26 protein-coding genes and 1 pseudogene are annotated in these 25,942 nt (G+C 60.9%); 15 read left to right on the top strand and 12 right to left on the bottom strand.

Annotated features, from left to right (window positions below; genetic code table 11):
* The first annotated feature begins 54 nt into the window (after positions 1-54).
* The 10 genes and pseudogenes from Q1W15_RS23300 (at position 55) to kch (ending at position 9,841) form a co-directional block, all read left to right on the top strand.
* Positions 55-1,173 (top strand): FUSC family protein, encoded by a 1,119-nt coding sequence (locus Q1W15_RS23300; RefSeq protein WP_300733322.1) that lies wholly within the window; start codon positions 55-57, stop codon positions 1,171-1,173.
* A 459-nt stretch (positions 1,174-1,632) separates the two neighbouring features.
* Positions 1,633-1,935: an urease subunit gamma gene (locus Q1W15_RS23295; RefSeq protein WP_300733318.1), complete on the top strand. Its 303-nt coding sequence runs from the start codon at positions 1,633-1,635 to the stop codon at positions 1,933-1,935.
* A gap of 54 nt (positions 1,936-1,989) precedes the next feature.
* Positions 1,990-2,415 (top strand): annotated as a pseudogene (locus Q1W15_RS23290) (urease subunit beta); the annotation flags it as partial.
* Positions 2,416-2,593: 178 nt separating this feature from the next.
* Positions 2,594-4,312: an urease subunit alpha gene (locus Q1W15_RS23285; RefSeq protein ID WP_300733288.1), complete on the top strand. Its 1,719-nt coding sequence runs from the start codon at positions 2,594-2,596 to the stop codon at positions 4,310-4,312.
* 79 nt (positions 4,313-4,391) lie between these two features.
* On the top strand, positions 4,392-5,060 hold the full coding sequence (gene ureE / locus Q1W15_RS23280; RefSeq protein ID WP_300733282.1) for an urease accessory protein UreE: 669 nt from the start codon (positions 4,392-4,394) through the stop codon (positions 5,058-5,060).
* A gap of 20 nt (positions 5,061-5,080) precedes the next feature.
* The gene (locus Q1W15_RS23275) at positions 5,081-5,767 is read left to right on the top strand and encodes an urease accessory protein UreF (protein WP_300733280.1); all 687 of its coding nucleotides are present in this window, start codon (positions 5,081-5,083) and stop codon (positions 5,765-5,767) included.
* A 70-nt stretch (positions 5,768-5,837) separates the two neighbouring features.
* Positions 5,838-6,491 (top strand): urease accessory protein UreG, encoded by a 654-nt coding sequence (ureG, locus tag Q1W15_RS23270; RefSeq protein ID WP_300733274.1) that lies wholly within the window; start codon positions 5,838-5,840, stop codon positions 6,489-6,491.
* Positions 6,488-7,450, top strand: coding sequence for an urease accessory protein UreD (locus Q1W15_RS23265; protein ID WP_300733265.1), 963 nt, complete (start codon positions 6,488-6,490; stop codon positions 7,448-7,450). The genes ureG and Q1W15_RS23265 overlap by 4 nt, the downstream gene beginning before the upstream one ends.
* Before the next feature lie 132 nt (positions 7,451-7,582).
* A complete protein-coding gene (gene yut, locus Q1W15_RS23260; RefSeq protein WP_300733260.1) occupies positions 7,583-8,575 on the top strand; it encodes an urea transporter in 993 nt (330 codons plus the stop codon).
* Between the two features lie 90 nt (positions 8,576-8,665).
* Positions 8,666-9,841, top strand: coding sequence for a voltage-gated potassium channel protein (gene kch / locus Q1W15_RS23255; RefSeq protein ID WP_300733257.1), 1,176 nt, complete (start codon positions 8,666-8,668; stop codon positions 9,839-9,841).
* 75 nt (positions 9,842-9,916) lie between these two features.
* Here the strand turns inward: kch and crcB (Q1W15_RS23250) are convergent, their stop codons facing one another.
* The 5 genes from crcB (Q1W15_RS23250) to Q1W15_RS23230 all read right to left on the bottom strand — a co-directional run bounded on the left by crcB (Q1W15_RS23250) (position 9,917) and on the right by Q1W15_RS23230 (position 13,981).
* Positions 9,917-10,312 (bottom strand): fluoride efflux transporter CrcB, encoded by a 396-nt coding sequence (crcB, locus tag Q1W15_RS23250; RefSeq protein WP_300733254.1) that lies wholly within the window; start codon positions 10,310-10,312, stop codon positions 9,917-9,919.
* A 15-nt stretch (positions 10,313-10,327) separates the two neighbouring features.
* Positions 10,328-10,708 (bottom strand): fluoride efflux transporter CrcB, encoded by a 381-nt coding sequence (crcB, locus tag Q1W15_RS23245; protein ID WP_300733251.1) that lies wholly within the window; start codon positions 10,706-10,708, stop codon positions 10,328-10,330.
* Between the two features lie 78 nt (positions 10,709-10,786).
* Positions 10,787-12,175: a tripartite tricarboxylate transporter permease gene (locus tag Q1W15_RS23240; protein WP_300733248.1), complete on the bottom strand. Its 1,389-nt coding sequence runs from the start codon at positions 12,173-12,175 to the stop codon at positions 10,787-10,789.
* On the bottom strand, positions 12,172-12,630 hold the full coding sequence (locus Q1W15_RS23235; RefSeq protein ID WP_300733242.1) for a hypothetical protein: 459 nt from the start codon (positions 12,628-12,630) through the stop codon (positions 12,172-12,174). Before Q1W15_RS23235 ends, Q1W15_RS23240 begins: the two co-directional genes overlap by 4 nt.
* Positions 12,631-12,694: 64 nt before the next feature.
* A complete protein-coding gene (locus Q1W15_RS23230; RefSeq protein WP_300733237.1) occupies positions 12,695-13,981 on the bottom strand; it encodes a hydroxymethylglutaryl-CoA reductase, degradative in 1,287 nt (428 codons plus the stop codon).
* A 121-nt stretch (positions 13,982-14,102) separates the two neighbouring features.
* Here Q1W15_RS23230 and Q1W15_RS23225 point away from each other — a divergent pair, with 121 nt between their 5' ends.
* Entirely contained in the window at positions 14,103-15,512 is a 1,410-nt protein-coding gene (locus Q1W15_RS23225) for a PLP-dependent aminotransferase family protein (protein WP_300733232.1), read from the top strand.
* On the opposite strand, the gene Q1W15_RS23220 is transcribed toward Q1W15_RS23225, so the two are convergent.
* The 3 genes from Q1W15_RS23220 to Q1W15_RS23210 form a co-directional block, all read right to left on the bottom strand.
* Positions 15,482-17,887 (bottom strand): TonB-dependent receptor, encoded by a 2,406-nt coding sequence (locus Q1W15_RS23220; protein WP_300733229.1) that lies wholly within the window; start codon positions 17,885-17,887, stop codon positions 15,482-15,484. The genes Q1W15_RS23225 and Q1W15_RS23220 overlap by 31 nt on opposite strands.
* 95 nt (positions 17,888-17,982) lie before the next feature.
* Positions 17,983-18,933 (bottom strand): FecR domain-containing protein, encoded by a 951-nt coding sequence (locus Q1W15_RS23215; protein ID WP_300733226.1) that lies wholly within the window; start codon positions 18,931-18,933, stop codon positions 17,983-17,985.
* Positions 18,930-19,439 carry a sigma-70 family RNA polymerase sigma factor gene (locus tag Q1W15_RS23210; RefSeq protein ID WP_300733223.1) on the bottom strand — a complete coding sequence of 170 codons (510 nt, stop codon included), beginning with the start codon at positions 19,437-19,439 and terminating at the stop codon, positions 18,930-18,932. The genes Q1W15_RS23215 and Q1W15_RS23210 overlap by 4 nt, the downstream gene beginning before the upstream one ends.
* A 168-nt stretch (positions 19,440-19,607) precedes the next feature.
* On the opposite strand from Q1W15_RS23210, the gene Q1W15_RS23205 reads away from it, so the two are divergent.
* Positions 19,608-20,783 (top strand): GGDEF domain-containing protein, encoded by a 1,176-nt coding sequence (locus Q1W15_RS23205; RefSeq protein ID WP_300733363.1) that lies wholly within the window; start codon positions 19,608-19,610, stop codon positions 20,781-20,783.
* 19 nt (positions 20,784-20,802) lie between these two features.
* Here Q1W15_RS23205 and Q1W15_RS23200 read toward each other — a convergent pair whose 3' ends face one another.
* Both Q1W15_RS23200 and Q1W15_RS23195 read right to left on the bottom strand, forming a co-directional pair.
* The gene (locus Q1W15_RS23200) at positions 20,803-21,285 is read right to left on the bottom strand and encodes a GNAT family N-acetyltransferase (RefSeq protein WP_300733220.1); all 483 of its coding nucleotides are present in this window, start codon (positions 21,283-21,285) and stop codon (positions 20,803-20,805) included.
* 2 nt (positions 21,286-21,287) lie between these two features.
* On the bottom strand, positions 21,288-21,947 hold the full coding sequence (locus Q1W15_RS23195; protein WP_300733216.1) for a TetR/AcrR family transcriptional regulator: 660 nt from the start codon (positions 21,945-21,947) through the stop codon (positions 21,288-21,290).
* A 110-nt stretch (positions 21,948-22,057) separates the two neighbouring features.
* On the opposite strand from Q1W15_RS23195, the gene Q1W15_RS23190 reads away from it, so the two are divergent.
* Positions 22,058-23,263: an MFS transporter gene (locus Q1W15_RS23190; protein ID WP_300733211.1), complete on the top strand. Its 1,206-nt coding sequence runs from the start codon at positions 22,058-22,060 to the stop codon at positions 23,261-23,263.
* A 16-nt stretch (positions 23,264-23,279) separates the two neighbouring features.
* Here the strand turns inward: Q1W15_RS23190 and Q1W15_RS23185 are convergent, their stop codons facing one another.
* The gene (locus Q1W15_RS23185; RefSeq protein WP_300733208.1) at positions 23,280-23,825 is read right to left on the bottom strand and encodes a dihydrofolate reductase family protein; all 546 of its coding nucleotides are present in this window, start codon (positions 23,823-23,825) and stop codon (positions 23,280-23,282) included.
* A 130-nt stretch (positions 23,826-23,955) separates the two neighbouring features.
* Here Q1W15_RS23185 and Q1W15_RS23180 point away from each other — a divergent pair, with 130 nt between their 5' ends.
* Entirely contained in the window at positions 23,956-24,315 is a 360-nt protein-coding gene (locus tag Q1W15_RS23180) for a metalloregulator ArsR/SmtB family transcription factor (RefSeq protein ID WP_300733204.1), read from the top strand.
* A 10-nt stretch (positions 24,316-24,325) separates the two neighbouring features.
* Positions 24,326-25,609: an arsenic transporter gene (locus tag Q1W15_RS23175; RefSeq protein ID WP_300733196.1), complete on the top strand. Its 1,284-nt coding sequence runs from the start codon at positions 24,326-24,328 to the stop codon at positions 25,607-25,609.
* 71 nt (positions 25,610-25,680) lie between these two features.
* Here the strand turns inward: Q1W15_RS23175 and Q1W15_RS23170 are convergent.
* Positions 25,681-25,942: type VI secretion IcmF C-terminal domain-containing protein (locus Q1W15_RS23170; protein ID WP_300733193.1), on the bottom strand; the 262-nt coding region annotated here is incomplete at its 5' end.

Below are 25,942 nucleotides of genomic sequence, written 5' to 3'. Positions count from 1 at the left end.
TTAACGATCGCAGAGTGCTCTGCCCAACCCTGAACTAAGCTGCCACCCGATTCCATGACGGCTATTGGGGGCTTTATGCAGTTGGGCAAGAAAATCACGACACTGGAAAAGTTGACCTGCCAGTACAGCCGCTGGATTCACGCCTCGCGCATCAGCCTGGCGTTTTTGCTGACGTTTATCGCCATTCGTTACTTCAACCTCGTCAACGCCACTTACGCCCTGATCACCCTGCTGATCATTTTGGGCCCGCAGCCTTATTGGGGCACCGTGCTGCCCCGGGCCTTGCAGCGTACCGCTGGCACGGTGCTGGGTGCGCTGTCGGGCCTGGTGGCGCTGTACCTGGAAACCTGGTCGTTTACAGCGATGCTGTTGTGGTGCGCCTTTATGATGTTCGTCGCCGGTTACCTGACCCTCGGCAAGCGCCCCTACATGGCCCTGCTGATCGGCGTCACGCTGGCCGTGGTCAGTTGCGCCCCGCCCAATGACATGGGCTCGGCGATCACCCGCAGCTTTTATGTGCTGGCGGGCTCGCTGCTGGCCATGCTGTTCTCCAGCCTTTACCCGCAACGCGCCTACACCGACTTGCGAATCAAGTTCAGCGAGAGCCTGGGTCAGATCAACGAGTTGTATCAGGCGTATTTCTCGCCGCAAACACTGGAAAGGCCCAACCTCGATGAACAATTGAAAAAAGAGCTCGACGCCGTACTCAAGTTGCGCACGCTCATGGTGCCGGCCAGCCATGAGAGCCATCTGGACAAAGAGGTGTTTGAGGCCTTGCAGACCCAGCACCGCAACCTGCTCGCCACCATGGGCCTGATGATCAATGCTTACTGGTCGTCGCCGGACAACCACCGGCAAATCAAAAACGAGCCCGCCTTGAGCGACCTGCACGGTTTGATTTCCCAAGCCTTGACCTCGCTACAGAACAAGCTGTGCCTGGGCATCCCGGACAACAAAATCAGCGGCGAACTGCGCAGCAAAACCCACACCCTCAAAACGCTGGTGGTTAGCAGTATTGACAGTAAGCAGTTTCAGACGCCCTTTTACGCTTACGTCTGGCTCAGCCTCGAAATGCTCGGCCAGCTCACCGAGATGAATGACCAGCTCCATACCGCACTCTATAACCGCCATAAGCATTTGTTTGTTAAGCACATTTCTTCAGAGAAACAGTGAGGAACGACCATTCAGACAAAGAAATTTCTTACACCATTAAGAGATCCATATCACTAATATTGAAAATAATACCTTCAAAAAAACATCTGAAAAACTCTGAAACCCGACGTTTGAAGAAAGACGAACAACCCTAACTGATTGTTTTGTATATAAAAAATAAAAAAATCAAACCAAGAAAGCGTTGTCAATCACCTATTCAAGCGCAGCGGGCATTGCCCCACCTCCTGCCAAATATAGTCTAGGCTCTCAGCGCGCCCGTCTTAATGGATTTGAACGGTTGAGCCTTATGACCCCTGCACACACCCGCACCGCCACCCTTGCTCCATGTGTAAACCATCGCCTGCGATTTGCTTTCGCCGGGCTTGCGCGCGCGCAGTACAGCCAGGGTCACCCACCCGTTTGACCGCCTGATCGGCACTTCACCCCCAAATGTCCACCGTACTGTAGCTAGGAGGGCTTATGCAGCTCACCCCGAGAGAAATCGACAAACTGATGATTTACACCTTGTCGGACGTGGCGCTCCGACGTAAGGCTCGCGGCTTGAAGTTGAACTACCCGGAGGCTGTTTCCATCATCACCGTGACCGCCCTGGAAGGTGCACGGGACGGCAAGACCGTTGAAGATGTGATGGCTGAAGCGAGCAAGGTGCTGACCAAGGATGATGTCATGGAAGGCGTCAGCGACTTGATTCCCAACGTGCAGGTTGAAGCGATTTTCACCGACGGCAGCCGCCTGGTGACAGTTCACGACCCCATCAAGTAACGGCGCTTTCCCGAATCGGTACACGCCCAAACAGATCCGTTGGAGATACCTGTCATGAGCACCAAGAAAACTACCGCTCCCGCTCCCGCAGCCGCGTCACCGCATCAGGACACCCACCCCGATCACCATATCCCCCATGCCAAAAACCCGGGTGGCGTGGTCTCCGGCAACAAAGAAGCCGACGTGCCGCTGGGCGGCTGTATTTATGCCAGCAGCCCCATCACGTTCAACGAAGACCGTGAGGTCACCAAGGTCAAGGTGCGCAATACCGGCGACCGCCCTATTCAAGTGGGCTCGCACTTCCACTTCTTTGAAGCCAACCGCGCCCTGGAATTTGACCGCGCAGCAGCGTTCGGCAAGCGCCTGAACATCACCGCCACCACGGCGATCCGGTTTGAACCGGGCGATGAGATTGAAGTGCCGTTGATTCCCTACGGCGGCAAACAAACCGTGTATGGCTTCAACAACCTGGTGGATGGCTGGGCACCGGACCGCACGGTCAGCGCCCATGAGCGCCCCGAGAAACTGCAGGCCATCCAGCGCGCCGCAGACCTTGGTTTCAAGTCGTCCACGCCATCAGGCAAGTAACCCATTTGCAGCTGTGCACACGCGCCGTTGAATCGACGACGCCGGTGCGGCATTAGAAAAGGAGCCACCGATGCCAACCATTTCACGCAAAGAATACGCAGGCCTGTTCGGCCCGACCACTGGCGACAAGATCCGCCTGGGCGACACCAACCTGTTCGTTGAAATTGAAAAGGACCTGCGCGGTTACGGCGAAGAGTCCGTCTACGGCGGCGGTAAATCCCTGCGTGACGGCATGGGCGCCAACAACCACCTGACCCGTGACAACGGCGTGCTGGACCTGGTGATCACCAACGTCACCATCATCGACCCGATCCAGGGCGTGATCAAAGCAGACGTCGGCATTCGCGACGGCAAAATCTGCGGTATCGGCAAAAGCGGCAACCCGGACGTCATGTCCGGCGTGACCAACAACATGGTCGTGGGGGTGAGCACTGACGCCATCTCGGGCGAGCACTTGATCCTGACCGCCGCCGGTATCGACAGCCACATCCACCTGATCTCGCCACAGCAGGCGTATCACGGCCTGTCCAACGGCATCACCACCTTCTTCGGCGGCGGCATTGGCCCAACCGACGGCACCAACGGCACCACCGTGACGCCGGGTCCGTGGAACATCCGCGCCATGCTGCGTTCCCTCGAAGGCCTGCCGATCAACGTGGGCCTGCTGGGCAAGGGCAACTCCTTTGGCCGTGACCCACTGGTCGAACAGATCATTGCCGGTGTGGCCGGGCTTAAGGTTCACGAAGACTGGGGCGCAACGTCCAACGCCCTGCGCCATTCGCTGCGCATCGCAGACGAAATGGACGTTCAGGTCTCGGTACACACCGACAGCTTGAACGAAGGCGGCTACGTCGAAGACACCATCGATGCCTTTGAAGGCCGCACCATCCACACCTTCCACACCGAAGGTGCAGGCGGCGGTCACGCCCCGGACATCATCAAAGTGGCCAGCCAGCCCAACGTGCTGCCCAGCTCGACCAACCCGACCCTGCCCTACGGCATCAACAGCCAGGCCGAGTTGTTCGACATGATCATGGTCTGTCACAACCTCAACCCGAACGTGCCGGCCGACGTGTCCTTTGCCGAGAGCCGCGTGCGGCCCGAGACCATTGCCGCCGAAAACGTGCTGCAGGACATGGGCGTGATTTCCATGTTCTCCAGTGACTCCCAAGCCATGGGCCGTGTGGGCGAAAACTGGTTGCGCGTGATGCAAACCGCCCACGCCATGAAAGCCTCCCGTGGCAAGTTGCCGGAAGACAGCGCCGACAACGACAACTTCCGCGTGCTGCGCTACGTGGCCAAGATCACCCTTAACCCGGCTATCGCTCAAGGCGTCAGCCATGTGCTGGGCTCGGTCGAAGTCGGCAAGATGGCCGACCTGGTGCTGTGGGACCCGCGTTTCTTCGGGGCCAAGCCCAAGCTGGTGATCAAGGGCGGCATGATCAACTGGGCCGCCATGGGTGACCCTAACGCCTCCCTGCCAACCCCGCAGCCGGTTTACTACCGTCCGATGTTCGGGGCCTTCGGCAAAACCATGCAAGACACGTGCGTTACGTTTGTCTCGCAAGCGGCGCTGGAAGATGGCGTGAAGGAAAAAGCCGGCCTGGAGCGTCAGGTCATGGCGGTGCGCAACTGCCGCACCATCTCCAAGAAAGACCTGGTGCGCAATGACCAGATGCCGAAGATCGAAGTCGACCCGGAAACCTTCTCGGTGAAGGTCGACGGCGTGCACGCCACCTGCAAACCGATTGATGTGGCCAGCATGAACCAGCGTTATTTCTTTGGCTAAGGCCTGAACGGGACGCTGGCCGGGTGTGAACGCCCTGCCAGCCGTACCCGATGACTGATTCAGGGAAGGAGTTGTTAACGTGATTTTGATTGAACACATTCTGGGCAACGCCAAAAAAGACGAGGCCTGGAAACAAAAGCTTGAAGGGGCCAACGTCGACCTGTTGGTACTGGACCAGCGCGAAGCCCAAAAAAGCCGTTGCCGACGCACCAGCCTCGGCGGCCTTGACCTGGGTATTTCCCTGGAGCGCAACGTCGTGCTGGCGGACGGCGACGTGCTGATGTGGGACGAAGCCAATAACACCGCCGTGATGGTGCAACTGAACCTGCGCGATGTGATGGTCATCGACCTCAAGGAACTCAAGCAACAGCCGCTGGACGTGCTGATCAAAACCAGCTTTGAACTGGGCCATGCCCTGGGTAACCAGCACTGGAAAGCCGTCACCAAGCATAACGAGGTGTACATCCCGCTGACCGTTGAAACCCGCATGATGGACTCGGTGATGCGCACCCACGGGTTTGAGCACCTGCCCTACGCCTTTATCGGCGGTGCCGAAATCCTGCCGCACCTCACCACCTCCGAAGCCCGCTTGCTGTTTGGCGGCGCGGAAGAAACCGGCACCCACGTTCACGTCGACAGCCCCCAGGACAAGCTGGACGCGCTGAAGATTCATGGCCAGCACACTCACGGTGATAGCCAGCGTCACAGCCACGACAATGGGCTTACCTACCACGACCACAAACACTAAGTCCGGCAAAAGGCGTGACCATGAAGGCAGCAGATCTCATCCGCATCATGCAGTTCGGCGACTCAGTCTTGCCGGTGGGCGCATTCACGTTCTCCAACGGTATTGAATCCGCGATTCAAACCGGCATCGTGCACGATGTGGCCACCCTTAAAGGCTTTGTCCTGACCGCCCTCAAGCAGGCCGCCAGTTGCGACGGCATGGGCGTCGTCGCGGCGCACCGGGCCGCCGTGGCGCAAGACCGTGAAGGCATCCTGCGGGCGGACTGGGCGGTGCATAACCGCAAGCTCAACGAAGAAAGCCGTCTGATGGCCACCCGCATGGGCAAAAAACTGGCGGAAATGTCGATTCATGTGGTCGAGACCCCGCTGGTGCGCTGGTGGCTTGAGCAGATCAAGGCCGGCAACGCGGCGGGCACCTACCCGGTGACCCAGGCGGTGGTGATGTCCACACAAGGCATCGGGGCCCGCGAAGTGGTGGTAATGCACCAGTACGGCGTGGCCATGACCATCCTCAGCGCCGCCATGCGCCTGATGCGCGTCACCCACCTGGACACCCAGCACATTCTGTTCGAGCTCAACCACGATATTGAAAGCTTCTGCGACATCGCTGAAATCGGTGACATCGACCAAATGGCCTCGTATGTACCCATTGTCGATGTGCTCGCCGCCGTCCACGTCAAGGCGCACGTGCGGCTGTTTATGAACTGAAGGCGTTTATCGGCGTGGGCCCGTGTGCCCACGCCGCCTCAACTTGTTTTATTGCATCAGGAGCATGCTTGTGAAAAAGATTACGCGTATTGGTATTGGCGGCCCGGTCGGTTCAGGCAAAACCGCCATCATCGAAGTGATCACCCCGATCCTGATCAACCGTGGCTACAAGCCGCTGATTATCACCAACGACATCGTGACCACCGAAGACGCCAAACAGGTCAAGCGGACCCTCAAGGGCATCCTCGACGAAGACAAGATTTTGGGCGTTGAAACCGGAGCCTGCCCGCACACGGCCGTGCGTGAAGACCCGAGCATGAACATCGCCGCCGTAGAGGAAATGGAAGAAAAGTTCCCCGACAGCGACCTGATCATGATCGAGAGCGGCGGCGACAACCTGACCTTGACCTTCAGCCCGGCCCTGGCCGACTTTTATATCTACGTGATCGACGTAGCCGAAGGCGAGAAAATCCCGCGCAAAAATGGCCCTGGGCTGGTACAGGCCGACATTCTGATCATCAACAAAATCGACCTGGCCCCGTACGTCGGTGCCAGCCTGGATGTGATGGAAAGCGACACCAAAGTGGTGCGCGGCAACCGCCCTTATATCCTCACCAACTGCAAGACCGGCCACGGCATTGAAGCGCTGGTGGACATGATTGAGCACATGTTCCTGTTCGCCCAAAAACCGACTGCAACGGCCAAGAGCGAGGTCACTGCATGACTGTCCCGAGCCAGATCGTGAACACCCCTTCACGGCTCCGCGCTCACTCGTTAGGCAATGACGCGCCGGAGCTGGCGGAGTATCAGGACGAGCCGCCGCAAATGGCCAGCGGCTCGGCGGGCAAAAGTGGTTACTTGCGCCTGGGGTTCGAAAATCGCGGCACGCGCAGCATTCTGGCTGACATGGAGCGGCGCGTGCCGTCCCTGGTGCAGCGGGCGTTGTACTGGGACGAGGAAATGCCCCAGCTGCCGTGCGTCACCATGATTTCGACGTCGGGTTGCGTGTTGCAGGGCGACCGGCTGGCCACGGACGTGAACGTGGGCGTGGGTGCCTGCGGGCACGTCACCACCCAGTCGGCCACCAAAGTGCATTCGATGAATGCCAACTACGCCTCGCAGATCCAGCATTTTCGTATTGAAGAGAACGGCTACCTGGAGTTTATGCCAGACCCGCTGATCCCTCATCGCAATGCACGGTTTATCACCGACACGCAAATCAAGATCCACCCGACGGCGACGGCGATTTATTGCGAGATTCTGATGTCGGGCCGTAAATACCACCACGTCGATGAGCGCTTTGGCTTCGATGTGTACTCCTCGCGTGTCTCGGCCGAGACCCTCGAAGGCAAGGAACTGTTTGTCGAGAAATACGTGCTCGAGCCGAAAAAGGAAAGCCTGGACGCCATTGGCGTGATGCAAACCTTCGACGTATTCGGCAACGTGGTGTTGCTCACCCCCAAAGAACACCACGACCGGATTGTCGAGCGGGTACCTGCCCTGTTCGATATGAAGGCGGGCCTGGCCAGCGGCGTCACGCGACTGCCCAACAACTGCGGGCTGATCTTCAAGGTGTTGGGCAATGACAGCGGTCAGGTGAAAGCGCAAATCCGCGAGTTCTGGAAAATCGCCCGTGAAGAAGTGCTGGGCGTCACACTGCAACCGCAATTTTTGTGGCGCTAGGGTAAGCCTGTCGTCGCTGACGAAGGAACGAGGCGGCGAGATCGCAGCCTTCGCCAGCGACGACGCGGGTTTCAACAATGATGGACGACGACAGTGCCCCCAGGGGCCGGCCACTACGCGGGAGAATCGAAGATGGATGCTGATAACGCCGTGACCTCCACCTGGTCACGCTGGGTCAATGGCAATGCCGGGCTGCAATTTATTGACGTGACCCTGCGCGGCTGTGCTCAGGTCATGTTCCAGAACAACCCCCTGACCGGGTTGCTGTTCTTTGCAGCAATCTTTGTCGGGGCTTTTGCCGAAGGCAACCCGGCCGTCGCGTACGGTGCCGTGCTGGGCACGGCAACGGCCACCCTGTTTGGCATGAAACTCCCGGACCAGACCTCCTGGAAGGCTGGTTTATACGGCTATAACGGTTGCCTGGTGGGTGTGGCCTTGCCGACCTTCCTGCAGGTTTCACCCGTGCTATGGCTGTGCATCCTGCTGGGCAGTGTGGTCTCCGTGATTGTCACGATCTGTATCGCTGACATTCTCAAAACCTGGAAAGTCGCGGCCCTCACCGCCCCTTTCGTCCTGGTCACCTGGACGCTGCTGCTGGCCAGCTACTCGTTTGGCGGCATGGAAGGCAATGCCTTGCCGGTGCCCAACCTGCCCCACGACCTGGTGGCGCATAACAGCAACGTGTTTGACGGCATCGATTTTCTCAAGAGCACGTTTTACGGCGTCTCTGAAGTGTTCTTGATCAGCACCGTGATCGGCAGTGTGCTGTTCCTGGCCGGGCTGGCCGTGTCTTCACTGTGGGCGGCCGTGTTTGGCTTTTTTGGCTCGGTGCTGGCGGTCCTCACCGCCACCCTGCTGCAAGCCGATCACGCCGGCATTAACAACGGGCTGTATGCGTTCAGCGCCGTGTTGACCGCCATCGCTCTGGGTTCGACCTTTAACAAGCCGAGCTGGCGCGTGCTGATCTACACCTTGATCGGGGTGGTGTTTACGGTCTTTGTGCAAGGGGCGCTGAACACCCTGCTGGGGCCGATCGGTATCCCGAGCCTGACCATGCCGTTCGTACTGGCTTCCTGGTTGTTTTTGGTACCCAACAAGGATGCCATGCCCGAACACCGTCAATGAGCGGCCTGAAGGTCGCCGTGCCGCGAACGGGGCGGGGCAATCGCTCCGCCCTGTCTTTCAACCCCTTTTAAACGTGGCGTCGAAGAGCTTATGACACTCATACAGGCCGTAAAATCGCGACTCTCCTTTGCCTACGGGGTCGCCTTGATGGTGGCCATCAATGGCTTCCTGCTCTTTGTCCCCGTGTTGCAACGCGGGATCACCCACTCGTCGGCCTCATCCGGCGGTTTTGACACCTGGAAAGAAGCCCTGGGCTTTCTGGCCTTGCTGGAAATCCCCGGCTTCGTGGTGGGCTTTGTCCTGGTGCTCATGGCACTGGGGCTGCTGATCAAGTCACGTATCAGTTGGTTCTTTGCCTTGCTGCTGCTGGTGGCCACCGTCTGCGTCAGCCTGTTTATCCTGAAAAAACCCACGGGGGTGACGTATTACTCACTCGCGACCATTGCCGTACTGATCTTTTACTGGCGCCATTTCGATCACTACAGCCTTGCCAGCGGCAGTTTCTTTGCCGTGGTCAGCATTGCCTCGCTGATTGTGTACAGCACGCTGGGCACGCTTTACATGGGCGAGCAGTTCGCACCGCCGGTCACCGACCTGCCGTCAGCGTTCTACTTCGCCATTGTGGTCATGTCGACGGTCGGCTTTGGCGACATCATCCCGCATACCACCGACGCCCGCTTTTTCACCCTGACGGTGATCATTCTGGGCATCACGATCTTCGCGATTTCCGTGGCCTCCATTGCTGGCCCGCTGATCAGCAACAACATCCAACGCATTGTTAAAGGCAGGATTACTCACATGGCGCGTAAAAATCACTACATCCTCGTGGGCACCGGCTCAATGGCCCAAAACGTGTACAAGGGCCTGACCGACCGTGGTGAGCATGTCACTGTCGTGTGCGCACCGAACAGCCCGCACGACTTGCCCGAAAAGGCCGACCTTATCGAAGGTGACCCCTCCTCGGCCGCGACCCTCAAGCTGGCCGGCGCAGCCGATGCCAAATACATTGTGGCCCTGAGCGAGAGCGACGCCGAAAACGTCTTCATCGTACTGGCGGCCAAGGAAGTCGAGGGTGAAGACACTCAAACCATCGCGCTGGTCAACGAAACGCGCAACATGCCCAAGGTCAAGCGCGTCAACCCGACCCTGGTGCTGTCCCTGCCGTTGCTGGGCAGCGAACTGCTGGTACGTACCCTGCAGGGCGACCAGATCAACAACGACCTGATCACCGAAATGTTCTTCGGCAAGCGCAACTCGTTGGGCTAATACGCAAGATCAAAAGATCGCGAGCAAGCGCCCTCCTACCCAGCTTTGCTCGCGATCGGTTGATCTGGAAGGCCGTTACTCAGACGCCGGCACAGGCGTGGCTTTGCCCCCCACATACAGCCCCGCTTCCACGGCCGCAAAGCCGATGACCAGGCTGGTCACCAAATAGCAGATAGCAACCAGCACCCCGATCGGGTTGTCCATCATCTGCACCGCACCGAACACAAAACTGGAAAACGTCGACAGCCCGCCCATGATCCCCGTACCCACCATGACGTGCACGTACTGGTTGATGCGGTTGCTCTTGAACAGCGACGTGGCCACGCCCAACAAAAACGCGGCGACGATATTGGCGACGAAAATATCCATGGGAAAGCCATCGGCCAGGTGCGGCACCGACAGCATCACAAACTCGCGGCACATGGCCCCAAACGCCCCGCCCACAAAAATCAAGATTACAAAATTCAGCATCGTTCCTGCTCCTTGTCAGCGCGCCAGCCAGGCGCCAAAAGCGGCGGCGGCCAGACCCACCAGTACCGAGAGGATTAAATAACCGGCCGCCCACGCGCGATCCTTCGCCTTGGCCAGTTTGGAGGCATCCAGTTGCATGCTGCTGAATGTGGTGTAGCCCCCGAGGATCCCGGTGAGGACGGCGGCATTGAGCATGTCGCCGTAGCGGTCACGCCAATCGACACTGAACAGAATGCTCAGGTAGCCGATCACAAACGCCCCGCTGACGTTGATCAACAACGTGGCCAGCGGCAGCGGGCCCTTGTAGAGTCGGGCAACCCGCAAACCGATCCACCAGCGCAAGAGCGACCCCAGGCCGCCCCCCAGCCCAACCCAAAAAACATCCAGCGCCGTCATGAGGCTCCCTCTCGTGTGTGTCCGATAGGGAGCAACTCTAGTTCATATACGTCGCCAGGCGGCGGATACCGGCTGCAATTAACCGCCCATCAAGGCAATCATCGCCGGCACACTCAATACGGCGGTGTAATAACCCATAAATTGCACGCCGATATTGAAACCCAGGAACCGCGACAGGAACCCGCCCAGCAAGCCCACGGTGACAATCACCAGCAACCCGAGCAAGCCGCCTTCCCAAATGCCGATCACCAGGATCAGGCCCACAAACGTCGCAATCACTGCTTCGTGACTGATTTTGCGCGAGACCCAGGACGCGGCCCGGTAGGCGTAGTTCATGGTGAAGGGGTAAGCGATCAAAATGGCCACTATCACGGCCAACATGCCGTAGCCGAAGAACTCCCAGGTGGTCAGCAAGGTGTGCAGGTTGTGCACTTCGCCCGTGGCCGAGTCCACGGTGAAACGTGGCGGTGCGTTGAACAGCGGTGCCGCCGGGCCGGCGGCCACAGGGCTCAGGGGCAAGCCGAAGGCGATCAGCGGAATCAGGGCTTCGGCAATATAGGTTGATTCAGTCACGCCATTACGGGCGGTCAAGACGGTGGTGAGGCGATGATAAACATGCTTGATCCGCGCGCCGACCATTTCCCCCATGATCACCGTCATGGCCACCGGGCTGAACACAAACGTGGCGCTGGAAATCACCGCCGTGATGGCGGTCCAGCGGCTTTGTTGAGGGTCCAGCACCTTGAACGGGTTAGGGAAAAACCCGCCACTGCTTTTAACGTCTGGCGACAGGGAAAAGGTGCGTACTTCACTGCGCCGCATACTGGCGCGTTCCGCCGGTGCAAGCATGGCGAACAAGGCCGCAATCAACGGGCCGATGGCAATGCCCAGAAAGTAGCTGACGGTCAGCTTCACCCCGTGCTGCGCGGTAAGGGCTTGCAGGCCGAGGATAATCAGCACAAACGGAATCAACGCCAGCACCGCCGCCAGACGCCCTTTGGAGAACCATGCGATGGCTACCGCCGCTGCAAGGAAAATCCACGGGGCGGTGCGTTTGATCGTGTCACCAAACGGTGCCAGCATGACCGCGAACAGTACAGCCATCGGCACCGCAATCAGCGCGGCGATCACCGCTCCCGAGAGCATTTTGCGCAAGGCAATATGCGGCACCCCCAGGTTGCGCAGCAGGTTGGCTTCACGCATCAGGGGCGTGGCCAGAGTGTCGCCCGGAATGCCCAGCAGTGCCGTCGGCACCGCATGGGTCATGTGCTTGGCGACGGCCCCGGCCAGAAAGAAGGTCAGCACCCCGGGAGCCGGCACGCCCAGCAGCACCACCAGCAAGGTCAACGGTGCCAGGGTGGTGGTTTCGTCACTGCCGGAAATGAGCCCGATGGCAGCAAACACCACCGCCCCCAAAATGCCCATGCCCAAGGCAATCAGGATTTGATCCATAAGTGGTTCGATCATGACCGGCCTCCTTCGGCGCGCAGGCCATCCGGTGCCGTGGTCGAGGCTGGCGCAGCCAGGCCCTTCTCGTAATCGACGAACAGGTCGTAGAGGTCCATTTCACGCAACTCAGCGATGGTCTGAGGCGGCAGGTCGGCCAGCCGGCCCAGGTCGCCAAACTCATTTTGCAGGTCGATCAGCGCCTGCCCACGCCAGGCCGGATCGACCTGATGCACCACCACATGGCGCTTGGGCTTGAACAGCGACGCACTTAACGCGCCGCCCCCCAGGCAACCGAGTATCCCCACCAGCATGGCGTAGGCCCGCGCCATTTGCGCGGACTCCACCCAGTCGAGCAGAACGTACTGAGCCGTAAAGAACGTCCCCAGGCTGACGACAGCACCGATGCCAATCGAATACAGCAAATGCCGGGGGTCGACGGTGTCGCCCCATACTTCATAGAGTTCGGGTTTCAAGGGAGTCTCCCACTGCCCGTGCGGGCTTTTATTGTTATGAATGGGGTGCGCGTGCCACGGGCAATCACTGCCCGCGCTTGCCCTTCAACAGGGTCGCGGCATGATCGGCACGCACGTCCCGAGCCTCGACCATCTGTTTAACCAACCAGTTGACCTCTTCACCCCGTGCGCCGGCCGACAAGGCAATATTGCGTGCATGCAGCGCCATGTGCCCGCGCTGGATGCCTTCGGTGGACAATGCCCGCAGTGCGCCCAGGTTTTGCGCCAGGCCCACGGCCACGGCGATTTCAGCCAGCTCTTGCGCGGTCTTCACCCCAAGGATGCGCAATGATAACTGCGCCAGCGGATGAGTTTTAGTCGCACCGCCCACCAAGCCCACCGGCATCGGCATTTCCAGGGTGCCCACCAGGTTACCGTGGCTGTCTTTTTCCCAGGTGGTCAACGAGCCGTAATGGCCGTCGCGGCAGGCGTAGGCATGCGCGCCAGCCTCTACGGCGCGCCAGTCGTTGCCGGTGGCAACGATCAGCGGGTCGATGCCGTTCATGATGCCTTTGTTGTGGGTGGCCGCGCGGTACGGGTCAACCACGGCGAAGTTGTAGGCATCGAGGATGCCTTCGATCACGTCCTCCCCCTTGTACGCCTCGGTGGTCAACAAGTGCGGGGCCACGGTGATTTGCGCGCGGGCCAGCCGCAGGTCCGCCAGGTTGGACAGAATACGCAGGCGCACCTTGCCCCCGGTAATCTCTTCCATCAACGGTGCCACGGCTTCGGCCATGGTGTTGACGGTGTTGGCCCCCATGGCATCGCGCACGTCGACAATCAGGTGCGCCACCAGCATTGGCCCACGCGGGCTCTGGGCAAAAGTGTGGATTTCCAGGTCACGGCAACCGCCGCCCAGGGAGTTGAGCAACTGGTCCTTGCGATTGGCCAGCTCGATGATTTCGTCCTTGCGGCGCATCAGGCTCAAACGGGCGTTGTAAGGGTCAGACACCTCGACAATCTGCACTTGGGCGCGCATCAACGGTTGCGAGCTGGAGGTCTGAAAACCGCCCGCTTCCCGCGCCAGCTTGGCCATAAACGAGGCGGCCGCCACCACCGACGGCTCTTCGACCACCATCGGCACCACGACGTCCCGGCCATTGAGCTGGAAATTGCTCGCCACCGCATAAGGCAGCTCAAACGTGCCGATCACGTTTTCGATCATCCCGTCAGCGATTTCCAGTGCCAGCGCACCCGGCTCGCGCAGCAGCGCCACGTCATCGGCGGACAGTTGCAGGGCGGTTTGCAGATGATCGAGGCGTTCGGCGGGGGTCAAGCTGCGGAACTGGGGAAGGCGCGAATCAATAGGCATACGTACAGTCCTGAGTCTTTATTGTTGTCGATGCCCTGCACCCTAATTCCCCAGGCACCCACAGAGAAGGTACAGTTCGGACAAACAGTACCCAAGCTGTACCCTTAACAGGAATTCCGGCATGTCACGCCTGACCCTCGCCCAACAATTGGCTGCTTCACTGGTGGAACAGATCGGCAATGGCACGTACCGCGTGGGCGATCGTTTGCCGTCGTTGCGCGAGTGCATGCGCCTGTTTGGCCATTCCAAAAACACCGTGATCAACGCCTATGAATCACTGGCTTCCCAAGGGCTGGTGGAAGCCCGCCACGGCCAGGGTTTCTTCGTGCGCCAGGGCGCGCCCACCGGCAGTGAACCCGACGAGCCGTTGCCCTACGCCCGAGCCATGGACACGGTGTGGCTGATGCGCCAGCAGTTTGTCCGCGAGCCGGGCCAGTCCCCGCTCGGCGAAGGCTTTCCGCCCGTGGAATGGCTGATGGACCTGCGCCTGGACAAATTCACCCGGCAGATCATGCGCACCGGCGTCAGCACCCTGTTCCGCTACGGCAACCGGCTGGGCAATGCGAGTTTGCGCCAGCACCTGGTGCAAAAGCTGGCGAGTTACTCGATCACCGTCAGCCCGCGCCAGATCGTCACCACCCACGGTGCCAATCACGCACTGGACCTGATCATTCGCCGCTTTATCGCGCCGGGCGATACCGTGCTGGTCGAAGACCCCGGCTACTACCCGCTGTTCGGCAAACTGCAATTACAGGGCGCACGCATGCTGGCAGTACCGCGTTTGGCAGACGGGCCCGACATGGATGCGCTGGAGCAGCACCTGCGCGAACACACGCCCAAGCTTTTTTTTATCCAGTCGGTGGGGCATAACCCCACCGGCTCCGATATTTCACCGGCCAAGGCCCATCGGCTGGTGCAACTGGCGCAGGCCCACGGTTTTATCCTGGTGGACGACGACGCCCTGGCCGATTTCAAACCCGCCTCGGCCATCAAGGTGTCGGCGCTGGACCAGCTCAGCCGCTCGCTGTATGTGGGCAGCTTTTCCAAGTCGGTTTCTGCGGCGTTGCGGGTGGGGTTTATCGCAGGCAGCAAAGACCTGATCGATGAGTTGGGCGACCTGAAAATGCTGCTGCACACCAGCTCCTCCGAGTTCTGCGAGCGCACGGTGGATGTGGTGTTGATGGAGGGGCACTTTTTGCGCCACCAGCTTCGTCTGCAAGAACGCCTCACAGAAGCCACGGCCCAAGGGTTGCAACTGCTGGATGAGATCGGGGCTCAGGTGTTTTGCCGCCCGGAACAAAGCCTGTACCTGTGGGCACGGTTTGCCCACCTGAACGACGCGCGGGAACTGACGCGGCAACTGCTGCCCAAGGGTTTTATGATCGCCCCGGGGCATATCTTTTCCCCTGAGCAGTCACGTATCAACCCTTGGACACGCCTGAACGTGGCGTACCTGAACGACCCCCGGCTCAAGGCGGTGTTCAAGGACGCCAACGCCTATCAGAAACCGACCGTGGCCGACAGCAGGTAGGTGCGCGGGGTCGCGAGGGTCAGGCCGGGGTCGCTGTCATCCGGCGCACCGGCCGAACTCCAGAAGCGGGTACCCAGCACGTTTTCCACCGACCCGCGCACCGTGACGGCTTTGTCATCCACTTTGAAGGCGTAGCGGGCCCCTACATCGAAGCGTTTCCAGCCATCGATTTTCTTGGTATTGGCCTGGTCCAGGTACTGGGAGCTGGAGTAAATGCTGCGGCCGGTCAACGTCAGCCCCTGCACCGCCGGCAGGTCCCACTCCGCGCCCAGGCTCACGTTGAAGGTGGGCGTGGCCGGGGCGCGGTTGCCGTCAAAGGCACCGCTGAGGGTGTCTTCCAGCTTACTGTCGATGTACATCACACCGCCCAGCAGCCGCACGCCCTTGTGCGGCTCGCCAAACACGCTCACCTCAACGCCCTGGTTCTGGCGCTTGCCATTGGGGCCGAACACCAGCGAGGTGGCATTGGTTTCATAGGCCGGTTGCTTGATGCGGAACGCACTCGCCGTGACGGCCACTGTGCCCAGGTCGTACTTGGCACCAACCTCGACCTGACGGCTGATAAACGGCGGAAAGATTTCGTCCGAGTTTTTCGCGATCGAGGGCGCAATCTTGCCCTGGCTCAAGCCTTCCATGTAGTTGGCGTACACCGACAGTTCATCGGTCAACTTGTAGAGCACCCCACCCGACGGCGAGACTTTTTCTTCGTCGTAGGCCGTTTTGCCCTTGATGCCATTGCTCCAGTCATCCACTTTGATCCGCTGCCAGCGGGCCCCGAGGGTCAACAGTAAACGGTCGTCAAAAAAACCCAGCGTGTCGGACAGCGCCACACCGCTGAAGCGGTTTTCGGTGTAGGCCTTCGGGTCATCACGCACCGGTTGGAGCGGTTTGGGCGTGGGCACCGGGTCATAAATATTGCTGGTGGACTGCCCGTAACGGGCACCGCCGTTCTGGAAGTCCATGTAGAAGTAGTTGGCCGCCAGGTTGAGTTCATGGCTGACGCTGGCGGTGTGAAACCAGCTGCGAACCCCGGCAGTGGCCGTGCGCACGTTTTCGTCCCGGGTGAAGTAGCGCGGCAGCACGGTAAAGTCGCCGGCGTCGTTGCTCACCGACACGGCGTGCCGCAAAAACGCGTGGTTGCCTTTGCGCGCCCCGACCCCGCCGTAGACCATGACCGAATCATTGACATCGAATTCGCCATTCACTGCGCCAAACGTGTCTTTGGTGCGGCCCCAGCTCCAGGCCTGGGCATAGTTGTGCCGTATAGCGTTGGCATCCGGCACTTTGGCCTTGGGGTTGACCTGCACCCGTTCCTGCGGGGCATCGGTGTCACGCTCGCTGTGGCCGATGTCCGTGGACAAGCGCAACCGCTCACCGTGGAAATCCAGCCCCAACACCGCCATTTCGCGGTCTACGTTTTGATGGCCCCATTCGGTGTCACCGCCCTGTTTGACGCCGTTGAACCGCACGCCGAACTGGTTGCCTTCACCGAACCGGCGGCCGATATCCACTGCGCCGCCCACTTGGCTGCTGGAAGCGTAATTGGCGGTGAACTCGGTCACGGGCGCGTCGGTGGCCCGCTTGGGCACCACGTTGATCCCGCCGCCGACACTGCCCCGGGGCGAAATACCGTTGATCAACTGGGTGGGGCCTTTGAGGATATCAATACGGTCGGCCATCTCCATGTCGATGGTGTACGTGGGCAAGATGCCGTAGAGGCCGTTATAGGACACGTCGCTGTTCAACAGGCTGAAACCGCGAATGGAGAATTGCTCGAAGCGCCCGCCTGCCGGGTTGATGGCGCGCACCGAGGGGTCGCTGGCGATCACATCGCCCAGGGTGCGGGCTTGCAGGTTCTTGGCGGTTTCACCGGTGTAGGTGGTCATGCTGAACGGCGTGTCCATAAAGTCCCGCGAGCCCAGCAAGCCTTGCGAGCCACGGCGTGCCACCTGGCCGCCGGCAAACACCTCACCGCCCGCTGCACCCTCCGTGCCCAGTACCGAGGTGCTGGGCAGGTGCAACGAATCGCTGCCCTCGGGCACCGGCATCAAGGTGTAAGCCTGAGTGCCGAGCGGCACCAATTGCAGGCCAGACCCTTGCAGCAGGCGTTCGAAGCCCTCCTGCACCGCATACTCCCCGGACAAGCCAGCACTGGCGTGGCCGCTGACCAGTGCAGGGTCCACAGACAGGCTCACCCCAGCCAGCCCGGCAAAACGGGTCAGGGCTGCGTCCAGGCTGCCCGCAGGCACCTGATAACTGCGGCGTTGCGAGGTGTCGGCCCAACTGGCGGTCATCAACAGGGGGCTGGCGCTCAGGGTCAGCGCAAACCCCAAATGCAACAGCGGGCGCAAGCGCAAGGACGGTACGGCGGTCATGGCACAACTCTCTTGTAGGGATTCACTTGCCTTACATGACCGGCGAGATTGAAAAAAGGGACACCGATGTGCATCCCTTTGTCGAGACGGCGCGATTAAGCGTGTCGATGACGCGGCACCAGGGTGACCCAATAGCGCGTACGGGTGTGGACCTCCACCGGCAAGGTCACGGCCAGCAAGGCGAGGATGCGATCGGTGTCGTCCAGTTGAAAACTGCCCGTGACCCGCAAGTGTTCAAGGGACGGTTCCCAGCGCAGCACCCCGGGCCGGTAGCGGTCCAATTCCCGCAAAAAGTCCCCCAACGGCTGGTTGTGCGCCATCAACACGCCGTCCCGCCAACCGGGCACATCGGCGTCGAACGAAGTCACCGCCGTTGCGCCCGAGGCGCGCAACATAACCTGTTGCCCGCCATGCAACTGCACAGCAGCCCCCTGCAACGGCTGCACCTGGACTGTGCCGCGCAGAACCGACACCTGACAACCGCTGGCCGTAAGGCGCAGACAGACGTCGCTGTGGCTAACGCTGACACGCCCGTAGGGTGAGCCAACCGTCAGCGCAGCGCGGCCCGGTACCGAGAGCGCGAGTTCGCCGCGTAGCAGCGTCAGCTGGCGGGCCTTCAGGTCGACATTGACCGCCGAGTCGGTGTTCAGTTGCACCGCACTGCCGTCCGCCAGCCGCACCCGCGTGCGCTCGCCGGTGGCGCTGTGCAAGTCGGCGCGCCATACGTCCAACGGCATGTGCCGCGTCAACAGCCAGGCGGTCGGTACCACCACGGCAACGCCCAAGGCGTGTTTCAAGAGGGCCCGCCGTGCCACATCCGGCCGGTCCAACGTGGCCATGGCCAACGCCGGCGGCAAGCCACTGAAACGCTGGCGCAGCCCTTGGGCTTTCTGCCAGGCGCTTTCGTGAGCGCTGTGACTCTCACGCCAGTGTTGCAACTGTGCCAGGTCCTGGGCGCTCGCCGAGCCGGACTCGATGAGCGCCAACCATTGCGCTGCCGCCCGAATCACTTCGCGCTCCCCTGCCGCAGGCGCGGTCACGCTCACATCGGCACCCGCAAGCAATGCTCATAGGCCTGGGCCATGTAGCGTTTGACGGTGCGTTCAGACACCTTTAGCCGCTCGGCGATGTCCTGATACCCCAGCCCTTCGAGCTGGCTCCAGAGAAATGCGCGGCGCACCACGGCCGGCAAGCCGTCGAGCAGCTCGTCCAGTGCTTGCAGGGTTTCCAGCAGCAGCCAGCGCTGTTCGGGGGACGGCACGCAGGCTGGCGGCAACTGTGCCAGCGCCTCCAGATACGCCTGTTCCAGGCTGCGCCGGGTATAGAAATTACTCAGCAGGCGCTTGCCAACGGTCAACAGGTAGGCCCTGGGCTCGCGCACCTCGGCCAGTGGCTGGGCGCTGGACAGCACCCGCACAAACGTGTCCTGGCTCAGGTCCGCAGCATCCCAAGCGTTGCCCATGCGCTTGCGCAGCCAGCACTGCAGCCAACTGCTGTGGTCGCGGTACAAGGTGTGCAAGGTCTGCTCGTGGGTAGGTGCGGCGTCAGTCATGTCAAGGAACCCGGTGAAAGGCTGAGTAAATGAGACTGATTCTAATTAGTGTTTCTTCATATATCCAAGCTCTTTTTGCACCCAGGTGCCTCAGAGCACCCTGCGAAAAGCCTGCGAATGCGCCTACAATCGCGTTTATTCCCGTACTTCAGGCAGGCCGGTCACTCCATGGCACTCGACCCTCTCACCCTGTTGACCCTCACTGTCGCGCTGGCGGCGGCCGCCGCATTCTACCTGGCCATTGAATGGCGCAGCGTGCGCGAACCGTCACTGCTGTTCTGGAGCGCGGGGTTTGCCACCATTACCGTGGGCTCGACCCTGGCCCTGTTGCGCAGCCACGGGTTGTTGCTGATCGGCATCTGGTTCGCCAATGGCCTGCTGGTGGTCGCCCACTGGTTGTTCTTGCTGGGCGTGGCGCGCTTCACCCAGTCACGCCTGGCACGGGGCTGGTACCTGGTGTTTGCCGTCTGGCCCCTGCTGCTGTTGGTACCGAGCCAGCCGTCCTGGTCGTGGGTCATGTTGCTGGTCAACTCACTGCTGGTGGCCCTGTTAACACTCAAAGCCTGCTGGCTATTGCGCCCCCACGGTAAGTCGCTGAGCGTGGGGGCTGTGCAGTTGCGCTATGTGCTGCTGATCCACGGGCTGTTTTATATCGCCAAGGCCATCACGGCAGTGATACCGGGAGAATTGATCGACCTGGCGGCGTTTCGCGGTGAGATCATTCAAATTTCCCTGGTCGAGGGAGCAATGGCCATCATGCTGATTGCCTTGTCGATGACCGGCACCGAGCGCTACCGACGCGAAAAACTGATCGCCCGCCTTGCCGCTCGAGACCCGCTCACCGCCCTGTACAACCGCCGCGCCCTTGAAGTACGGGCACCGCACCTGTTGAACGGTGTGTCTGCCGCGCAGCCCGGGGCGTTGCTGCTGATTGATATCGACCACTTCAAACTGGTCAATGACCTGTACGGCCACACGGCCGGTGACCGCTTGCTGGTCACGCTGAGCGAGATGATTCGGGCGCACTTGCCCAAAGGCGCACTGGCCGCCCGGCTGGGGGGCGATGAGTTCGTGATGCTGTTGGGCAACGTGTCAAACGAGCACATCGAAACCCTGGGCAACAGCCTGCGCGATCAGTTTTACCACGCCACATCACAGGCCTTTGCCACCCCCCAACCGGTGACGCTGAGCATCGGAGCCGAGCGGTTCGACAGCCCGCCCGCCAGCCTCAGCCACTTGATTGAACTGGGCGACGCTGCGCTTTACGCCTCTAAACGCGGCGGCCGCAACCGCCTGCGCCTGGTCGACCGGACCGTGGCCGGTGAGATGGCGTCATCGCCATGAATGGCTCAAAACAGCCTTCTCAGGGCGCGGTCCAGACCATTGTCTGAACGTTGATATGAGGGTAGCTAGCCAGTGGCTCCCATTCATCAATAAAGACAAAACCCTGTTTGAGATAAAAACGGCTGGCACCGATGTTGTCCGGGGAGACGTCGAGGTAAACCTGTGAATGGCCGTCTCGCAGGGCGAATGCCTTGACCCCCATGACTAACTGGTCAGCCACCCCGCTACCGCGAAGTGCAGGGTGAACCCACATGCCGATCAGGTTGCAGCGGCCGACGTTATTTATCACCGCACCTACCATACCCAGTGGGTTACCGCCCTCGAGGGCCAGCCAGAATTGCGTGCCGGTGCTGGAGTCGGCACGTTCTTGCCATTGCTCATCCGTGTTGTCCAGCGCTGACCCATAACTCACGCCAAACGCCGTAGGGGTGTCCAGCAAGGCGGCCAGACGCGCCTGTTTCAGCAACTTCCAGTCGCGCTTTTGTGTCAGTCGTATGTCCATGCTCATCCTGGTTGGTACTCCATCGGGGGGTGAATCTTGAGGTCCTCTTTCGTTGCTAAAGCGCTGTGCCACAGGCCCATAATGTGGGTGACGGCGGTATCGAGGGTGGCATGCGCAACACCATCGCGAACCAACGTCGACAGGCCCAGCAGAAAGCTGTCGAACACCGTGGCCAGCGCTTGCGCTGACACACTTGGTGCCAACTCGCCCGAGGCGATGGCGCGCTCAACGCAGGCCAGCAAGCCCGCCCGGGTTCTGTCCCGCGCTTGAGCCAAGGGCCGGGAGATGAGTGTGCTCTCCTGCGAACAGGTGCTCATCAACCCCAATGCCACCAGGCACCCCTTGGGGTGGTCCGGCTCGCATTGCATACGGGCCGAGCGCCGCAAGGCCAGCTCGATGGCTTCAGCGGGCGGTAGCGAGGTGTCGAACAGGCTGTCGGTGACCCGCCCGTGGGTGGCCAGGTAACGTGCCATGACTTCACTGAACAAGGCCTGTTTAGAGCCGAATGCCGCGTAGAAACTGGGCGCGGTGATGCCCCCGCCGATACCCGCCTTGAGTTGACTGAGTGATGTCGCGTCATAACCATGCTCCCAAAACAGGTGCATGGCCTGTGTGATTGCCACGTCACGGTCGAACGTGCGCGGGCGTCCCATTCTTGCCATGTGAACCTCCTTTCGCTTCACATACATACTAGTCGATACATAAGTCATTGACCATCCATGCGCCCCTCTCTATATTTATATCGATCAGTACATAACTTGAGAGCGCTTCGATGACAACCGCTGAACCGCAGGGCGAAACACTTCCACTGGGGGCGCTGCTGGCGCTGGCGATGACCGGCTTTCTGTGCATCGTGACCGAAACATTGCCCGCCGGCTTGTTGCCCGAAATTGGCAGCGGCCTGGGCGTCAGTGAGGCGCTGGCCGGCCAGTGGGTGACGGTCTATGCCCTGGGCTCGCTGCTGGCGGCCATTCCGCTGACCATCGCCACTCAAGGTTGGCGTCGACGCACGGTACTGCTGCTGACCATCATCGGCTTTTTAGTGTTCAACACGCTCACCGCTTTGTCTCACGATTACGCACTGACCCTAGTTGCGCGGTTTTTCGCCGGGGTGTCTGCGGGGCTGGCCTGGAGCCTGATTGCGGGCTATGCGCGGCGCATGGTTGTGCCCAAGCTGCAGGGGCGGGCACTCGCCGTGGCGATGGTGGGTACGCCCATCGCTTTGTCACTGGGCGTGCCATTGGGCACTTGGCTCGGCGGGGTAATGGGGTGGCGCATGGCGTTTGGCATGATGTCCGGGCTGTCCCTGGTGCTGATTGCCTGGGTCGTAATCAAGGTTCCGGATTACGCCGGGCAGCCATCCTCCCGCCGCCTGCCCCTGCGCAAGGTGCTGTTCACGCCCGGTGTCGGCTCGGTGCTGGGCGTAGTGATGACCTGGATGCTGGCCCACAACATTCTGTACACCTATATCGCACCCTTCGTGTCCACGGCCGGGCTGGGTCGCGAAGTGGGTCAAGTGCTGCTGGTATTCGGTGTCGCGGCACTGTCGGGCATCTGGATCACCGGCCGCCTGGTTGACCGTCACCTGCGCACCGCCGTGCTGGCCAGCCTCGCGGCGTTCGCCGCCGTCGCCGTTGCTTTCGGGGTGTTCTCAGGCTCCGCCACCGCCATTTACGCCGGCGTGCTGGTCTGGGGTGTGTCGTTTGGCGGAGCCGGGACGCTGTTGCAAACCGCCTTGGCCGACGCGGCAGGCGATGGGGCCGATGTGGCCCTCTCCCTGAACGTAGTGGTGTGGAACAGCGCAATTGCAGGCGGTGGGCTGTTGGGCGGCGTGCTGCTCGGCCAATGGGGGCCCGGAGCCTTTGCCTGGGTGATTGCCGCCCTGATGCTGATCAGCCTGGCCATCGCCTTTCGCGCCCGCGCCCAAGGTTTCCCCCACGGTGAGCGGCAAGGCGTTGCAGCCATCGCCGCACACTAAGGGGTGGCCGCTGCGGTCAGGCGAGTACGTGATAACGGCTTTGCACAAAGCCGTTATCGGACACCGAGGCGTCAATCAAACGTAACGCTCGCGGTTCGCCCACCAGGCTGAACAGCGTAATGCCCTGGCCCAGCAATACCGGAATGCGCGTGATCACCAGTTCGTTAATCAACCCCGCCGCGAGAAACCCTTGAATGGTCTGACCGCCATCAATGTACAGGTGCTTGAGCCCGCGCGCCGCCAGTTGCGCCACGATGACGGCGGGTTCACCCGCCAGCACTTCGACCTTGTCACGCAAGGCCTCGGGCAAGGTCACCCCGGCCTGTGAAAGCACAACGACGGGCGTGTTTTCGTAGGGCCAGTCTGGAAACGACAGCACTTTTTCCAGGGTTTTACGCCCCATCACCAGCGCGTCAACGCTGGCCATAAACGCTTCGTAGCTGAGCCCGTTCAGCACAGGGCATTCGTACTCAGGCCGGTGCAGCCACTCAATATCGCCATCCGCCCTGGCAATAAAACCATCCACACTGGCTGCAATAAAAACCGAACACTTGATATCCATAGCCTGGGCGCTCCTTTTTGGGGGCGTTTATATACCACGAAGACCGCCCCGGGCAGAGCGGCACTTTTCGCACTTGCCTTATATGTGAATATCCGTATATTCATATAAGCCTACCTTAAGGACACCTTCCATGCTGACCCCTGCCGCCCTGTTCAAGTGCCTGGCCGACGAAACCCGTGCACGGGCCACATTGCTGATCTGTCGTGAAGGTGAGTTGTGCGTCTGCGAACTGGTGTGTGCACTGGGCGACAGCCAACCGAAAATCTCCCGCCACCTCGCCCTGTTGCGCAGTGGCGGGCTGTTGCTCGACCGCCGTCAGGGTCAATGGGTGTACTACCGCCTCAACCCCCACTTGCCAGACTGGGTGCGCACCGTGCTGGACACCACCCAGATCGGCAATGCCGACTGGCTGGCGGATGACAGCGCCCGGCTGCGTGCCATGGGCGACCGCCCGCTCAATACGTCGGCTTGCTGCCAAGCCACGACCTGACGAGGTTTATATGCTGATTGCCTTCGCCATTTTTGTACTCACGCTGGTGCTGGTCATCTGGCAACCCAAAGGCTTGGGTGTGGGCTGGAGTGCCTCATTGGGTGCGCTGCTGGCGTTGCTGGCCGGGGTGGTGAGCCTGGCGGATATCGGGGTGGTGTGGGGGATTGTATGGAACGCCACCGGCACCTTTATCGCCGTGATCATCATCAGCCTGCTGCTCGACGAAGCCGGCTTTTTCAAATGGGCCGCCTTGCATGTGGCCCGCTGGGCCAAGGGTGACGGGCGCCGCCTGTTTGTGTTTACCGTGCTGTTGGGGGCCGGGGTTTCAGCGCTGTTCGCCAATGACGGGGCCGCGCTTATTCTGACCCCCATCGTGATTTCGATACTGCTGGCGCTGCGCTTTTCGGCCGCCTCCACCCTGGCCTTTGTGATGGCCGCCGGATTTATCGCCGACACGGCCAGCCTGCCGCTGGTGGTGTCGAACCTGGTGAATATCGTCTCGGCGGACTACTTCGGCCTGGGCTTCAGCGACTACGCGGCGGTGATGGTGCCAGTCAATCTGGTGTCCGTGGCGGCCACATTGCTGGTGCTGTACGGGTTTTTCCGCCGCGACATTCCTCGCCACTACGCCCTGACGGACTTGCCCGACCCACGCCAGGCAATCCGCGACCCACTGACCTTTTATGTCGGCTGGGCCGTGCTCGCCTTGCTGCTGATCGGGCTGTTCGTGCTGGAGCCCCTGGGCATTCCCGTGAGTGTGATTGCCGCCGTGTGCGCCGCCCTGCTCTTCGCAGTGGCAGCACGGGGCCAGGTGATTTCGACCCGGCGCGTGTTGCGCGAAGCCCCTTGGCAAGTGGTGACCTTTTCACTGGGCATGTACCTGGTGGTCTACGGCTTGAAAAACGCAGGCCTCACCACCTGGCTGACGCTGGCGCTTAACCACTTGGCCACCCTAGGCCTGTGGGGCGCGACGGTAGGCACCGGCCTGCTCGCGGCGCTGTTGTCGTCGGTCATGAACAACATGCCTGCCGTGCTGCTGGGAGCCCTGTCGATTCAAGCCAGCGACACCAGCGACGCCGTGCGCGAAGCCATGATCTACGCCAATATCATCGGCGCAGACCTGGGCCCCAAAATTACCCCCATCGGCAGCCTCGCCACCCTGCTGTGGCTGCATGTACTGGCGCGCAAGGGCATCCGCATCACCTGGGGTTACTACTTCAAAACCGGCGTGATCCTGACCCTGCCGATTCTGCTGATCACCTTATGCGCACTGGCTTTGCGCCTGAGTGTGTAGTACTGGCCAACCCTGGGCAAACACCGGCGCGCGCTGTTTACAGGCACCACTGCGCCTTGGCCCGCGCACGCTTACCGCTCATCAAGAAATATCTGCGACGGCAAGGTGAAGCCGCGCAGGGCGAGTAGCGCCATCGGCCCTGCGCCCAGTTCCGTGCGCAAGTGCCAGGTCAGGTCCAGGCCGTCCGGGGCTTTGAGGACCATGCGGTACTGGCTGTCGCTGTCGTCCAGAGCGGTGATCCGGGCGGCTTCCAGTAGCCGGATCAGCCCCCAGGTGCCTTGGTAGTCGCCATACAGGCGCTCTCCCGCCGTGACGCTGGTCCACCTCAGGCTC

This window comes from Pseudomonas sp., from assembly GCF_030150285.1.
Taxonomy (GTDB): domain Bacteria; phylum Pseudomonadota; class Gammaproteobacteria; order Pseudomonadales; family Pseudomonadaceae; genus Aquipseudomonas.
The sequence above is the reverse complement of the archived record's forward strand: the minus strand, read 5'-3'. Positions and strand labels throughout refer to the sequence as shown.

Excerpts from the sequence above, each read along its gene's own strand:
- Q1W15_RS23240 (WP_300733248.1), bottom strand. The coding sequence starts at position 12,175 with ATGATCGAACCACTTATGGATCAAATCCTGATTGCCTTGGGCATGGGC.
- Q1W15_RS23225 (WP_300733232.1), top strand. The coding sequence starts at position 14,103 with ATGTCACGCCTGACCCTCGCCCAACAATTGGCTGCTTCACTGGTGGAA.
- Q1W15_RS23220 (WP_300733229.1), bottom strand. The coding sequence starts at position 17,887 with ATGACCGCCGTACCGTCCTTGCGCTTGCGCCCGCTGTTGCATTTGGGG.
- Q1W15_RS23300 (WP_300733322.1), top strand. The coding sequence starts at position 55 with ATGACGGCTATTGGGGGCTTTATGCAGTTGGGCAAGAAAATCACGACA.
- kch (WP_300733257.1), top strand. The coding sequence starts at position 8,666 with ATGACACTCATACAGGCCGTAAAATCGCGACTCTCCTTTGCCTACGGG.
- Q1W15_RS23210 (WP_300733223.1), bottom strand. The coding sequence starts at position 19,439 with ATGACTGACGCCGCACCTACCCACGAGCAGACCTTGCACACCTTGTAC.
- Q1W15_RS23200 (WP_300733220.1), bottom strand. The coding sequence starts at position 21,285 with ATGGACATACGACTGACACAAAAGCGCGACTGGAAGTTGCTGAAACAG.
- crcB (WP_300733251.1), bottom strand. The coding sequence starts at position 10,708 with ATGACGGCGCTGGATGTTTTTTGGGTTGGGCTGGGGGGCGGCCTGGGG.
- crcB (WP_300733254.1), bottom strand. The coding sequence starts at position 10,312 with ATGCTGAATTTTGTAATCTTGATTTTTGTGGGCGGGGCGTTTGGGGCC.
- Q1W15_RS23205 (WP_300733363.1), top strand. The coding sequence starts at position 19,608 with ATGGCACTCGACCCTCTCACCCTGTTGACCCTCACTGTCGCGCTGGCG.
- Q1W15_RS23175 (WP_300733196.1), top strand. The coding sequence starts at position 24,326 with ATGCTGATTGCCTTCGCCATTTTTGTACTCACGCTGGTGCTGGTCATC.
- Q1W15_RS23180 (WP_300733204.1), top strand. The coding sequence starts at position 23,956 with ATGCTGACCCCTGCCGCCCTGTTCAAGTGCCTGGCCGACGAAACCCGT.
- Q1W15_RS23295 (WP_300733318.1), top strand. The coding sequence starts at position 1,633 with ATGCAGCTCACCCCGAGAGAAATCGACAAACTGATGATTTACACCTTG.
- Q1W15_RS23190 (WP_300733211.1), top strand. The coding sequence starts at position 22,058 with ATGACAACCGCTGAACCGCAGGGCGAAACACTTCCACTGGGGGCGCTG.
- Q1W15_RS23230 (WP_300733237.1), bottom strand. The coding sequence starts at position 13,981 with ATGCCTATTGATTCGCGCCTTCCCCAGTTCCGCAGCTTGACCCCCGCC.
- Q1W15_RS23185 (WP_300733208.1), bottom strand. The coding sequence starts at position 23,825 with ATGGATATCAAGTGTTCGGTTTTTATTGCAGCCAGTGTGGATGGTTTT.
- Q1W15_RS23265 (WP_300733265.1), top strand. The coding sequence starts at position 6,488 with ATGACTGTCCCGAGCCAGATCGTGAACACCCCTTCACGGCTCCGCGCT.
- Q1W15_RS23195 (WP_300733216.1), bottom strand. The coding sequence starts at position 21,947 with ATGGCAAGAATGGGACGCCCGCGCACGTTCGACCGTGACGTGGCAATC.
- Q1W15_RS23285 (WP_300733288.1), top strand. The coding sequence starts at position 2,594 with ATGCCAACCATTTCACGCAAAGAATACGCAGGCCTGTTCGGCCCGACC.
- yut (WP_300733260.1), top strand. The coding sequence starts at position 7,583 with ATGGATGCTGATAACGCCGTGACCTCCACCTGGTCACGCTGGGTCAAT.
- Q1W15_RS23275 (WP_300733280.1), top strand. The coding sequence starts at position 5,081 with ATGAAGGCAGCAGATCTCATCCGCATCATGCAGTTCGGCGACTCAGTC.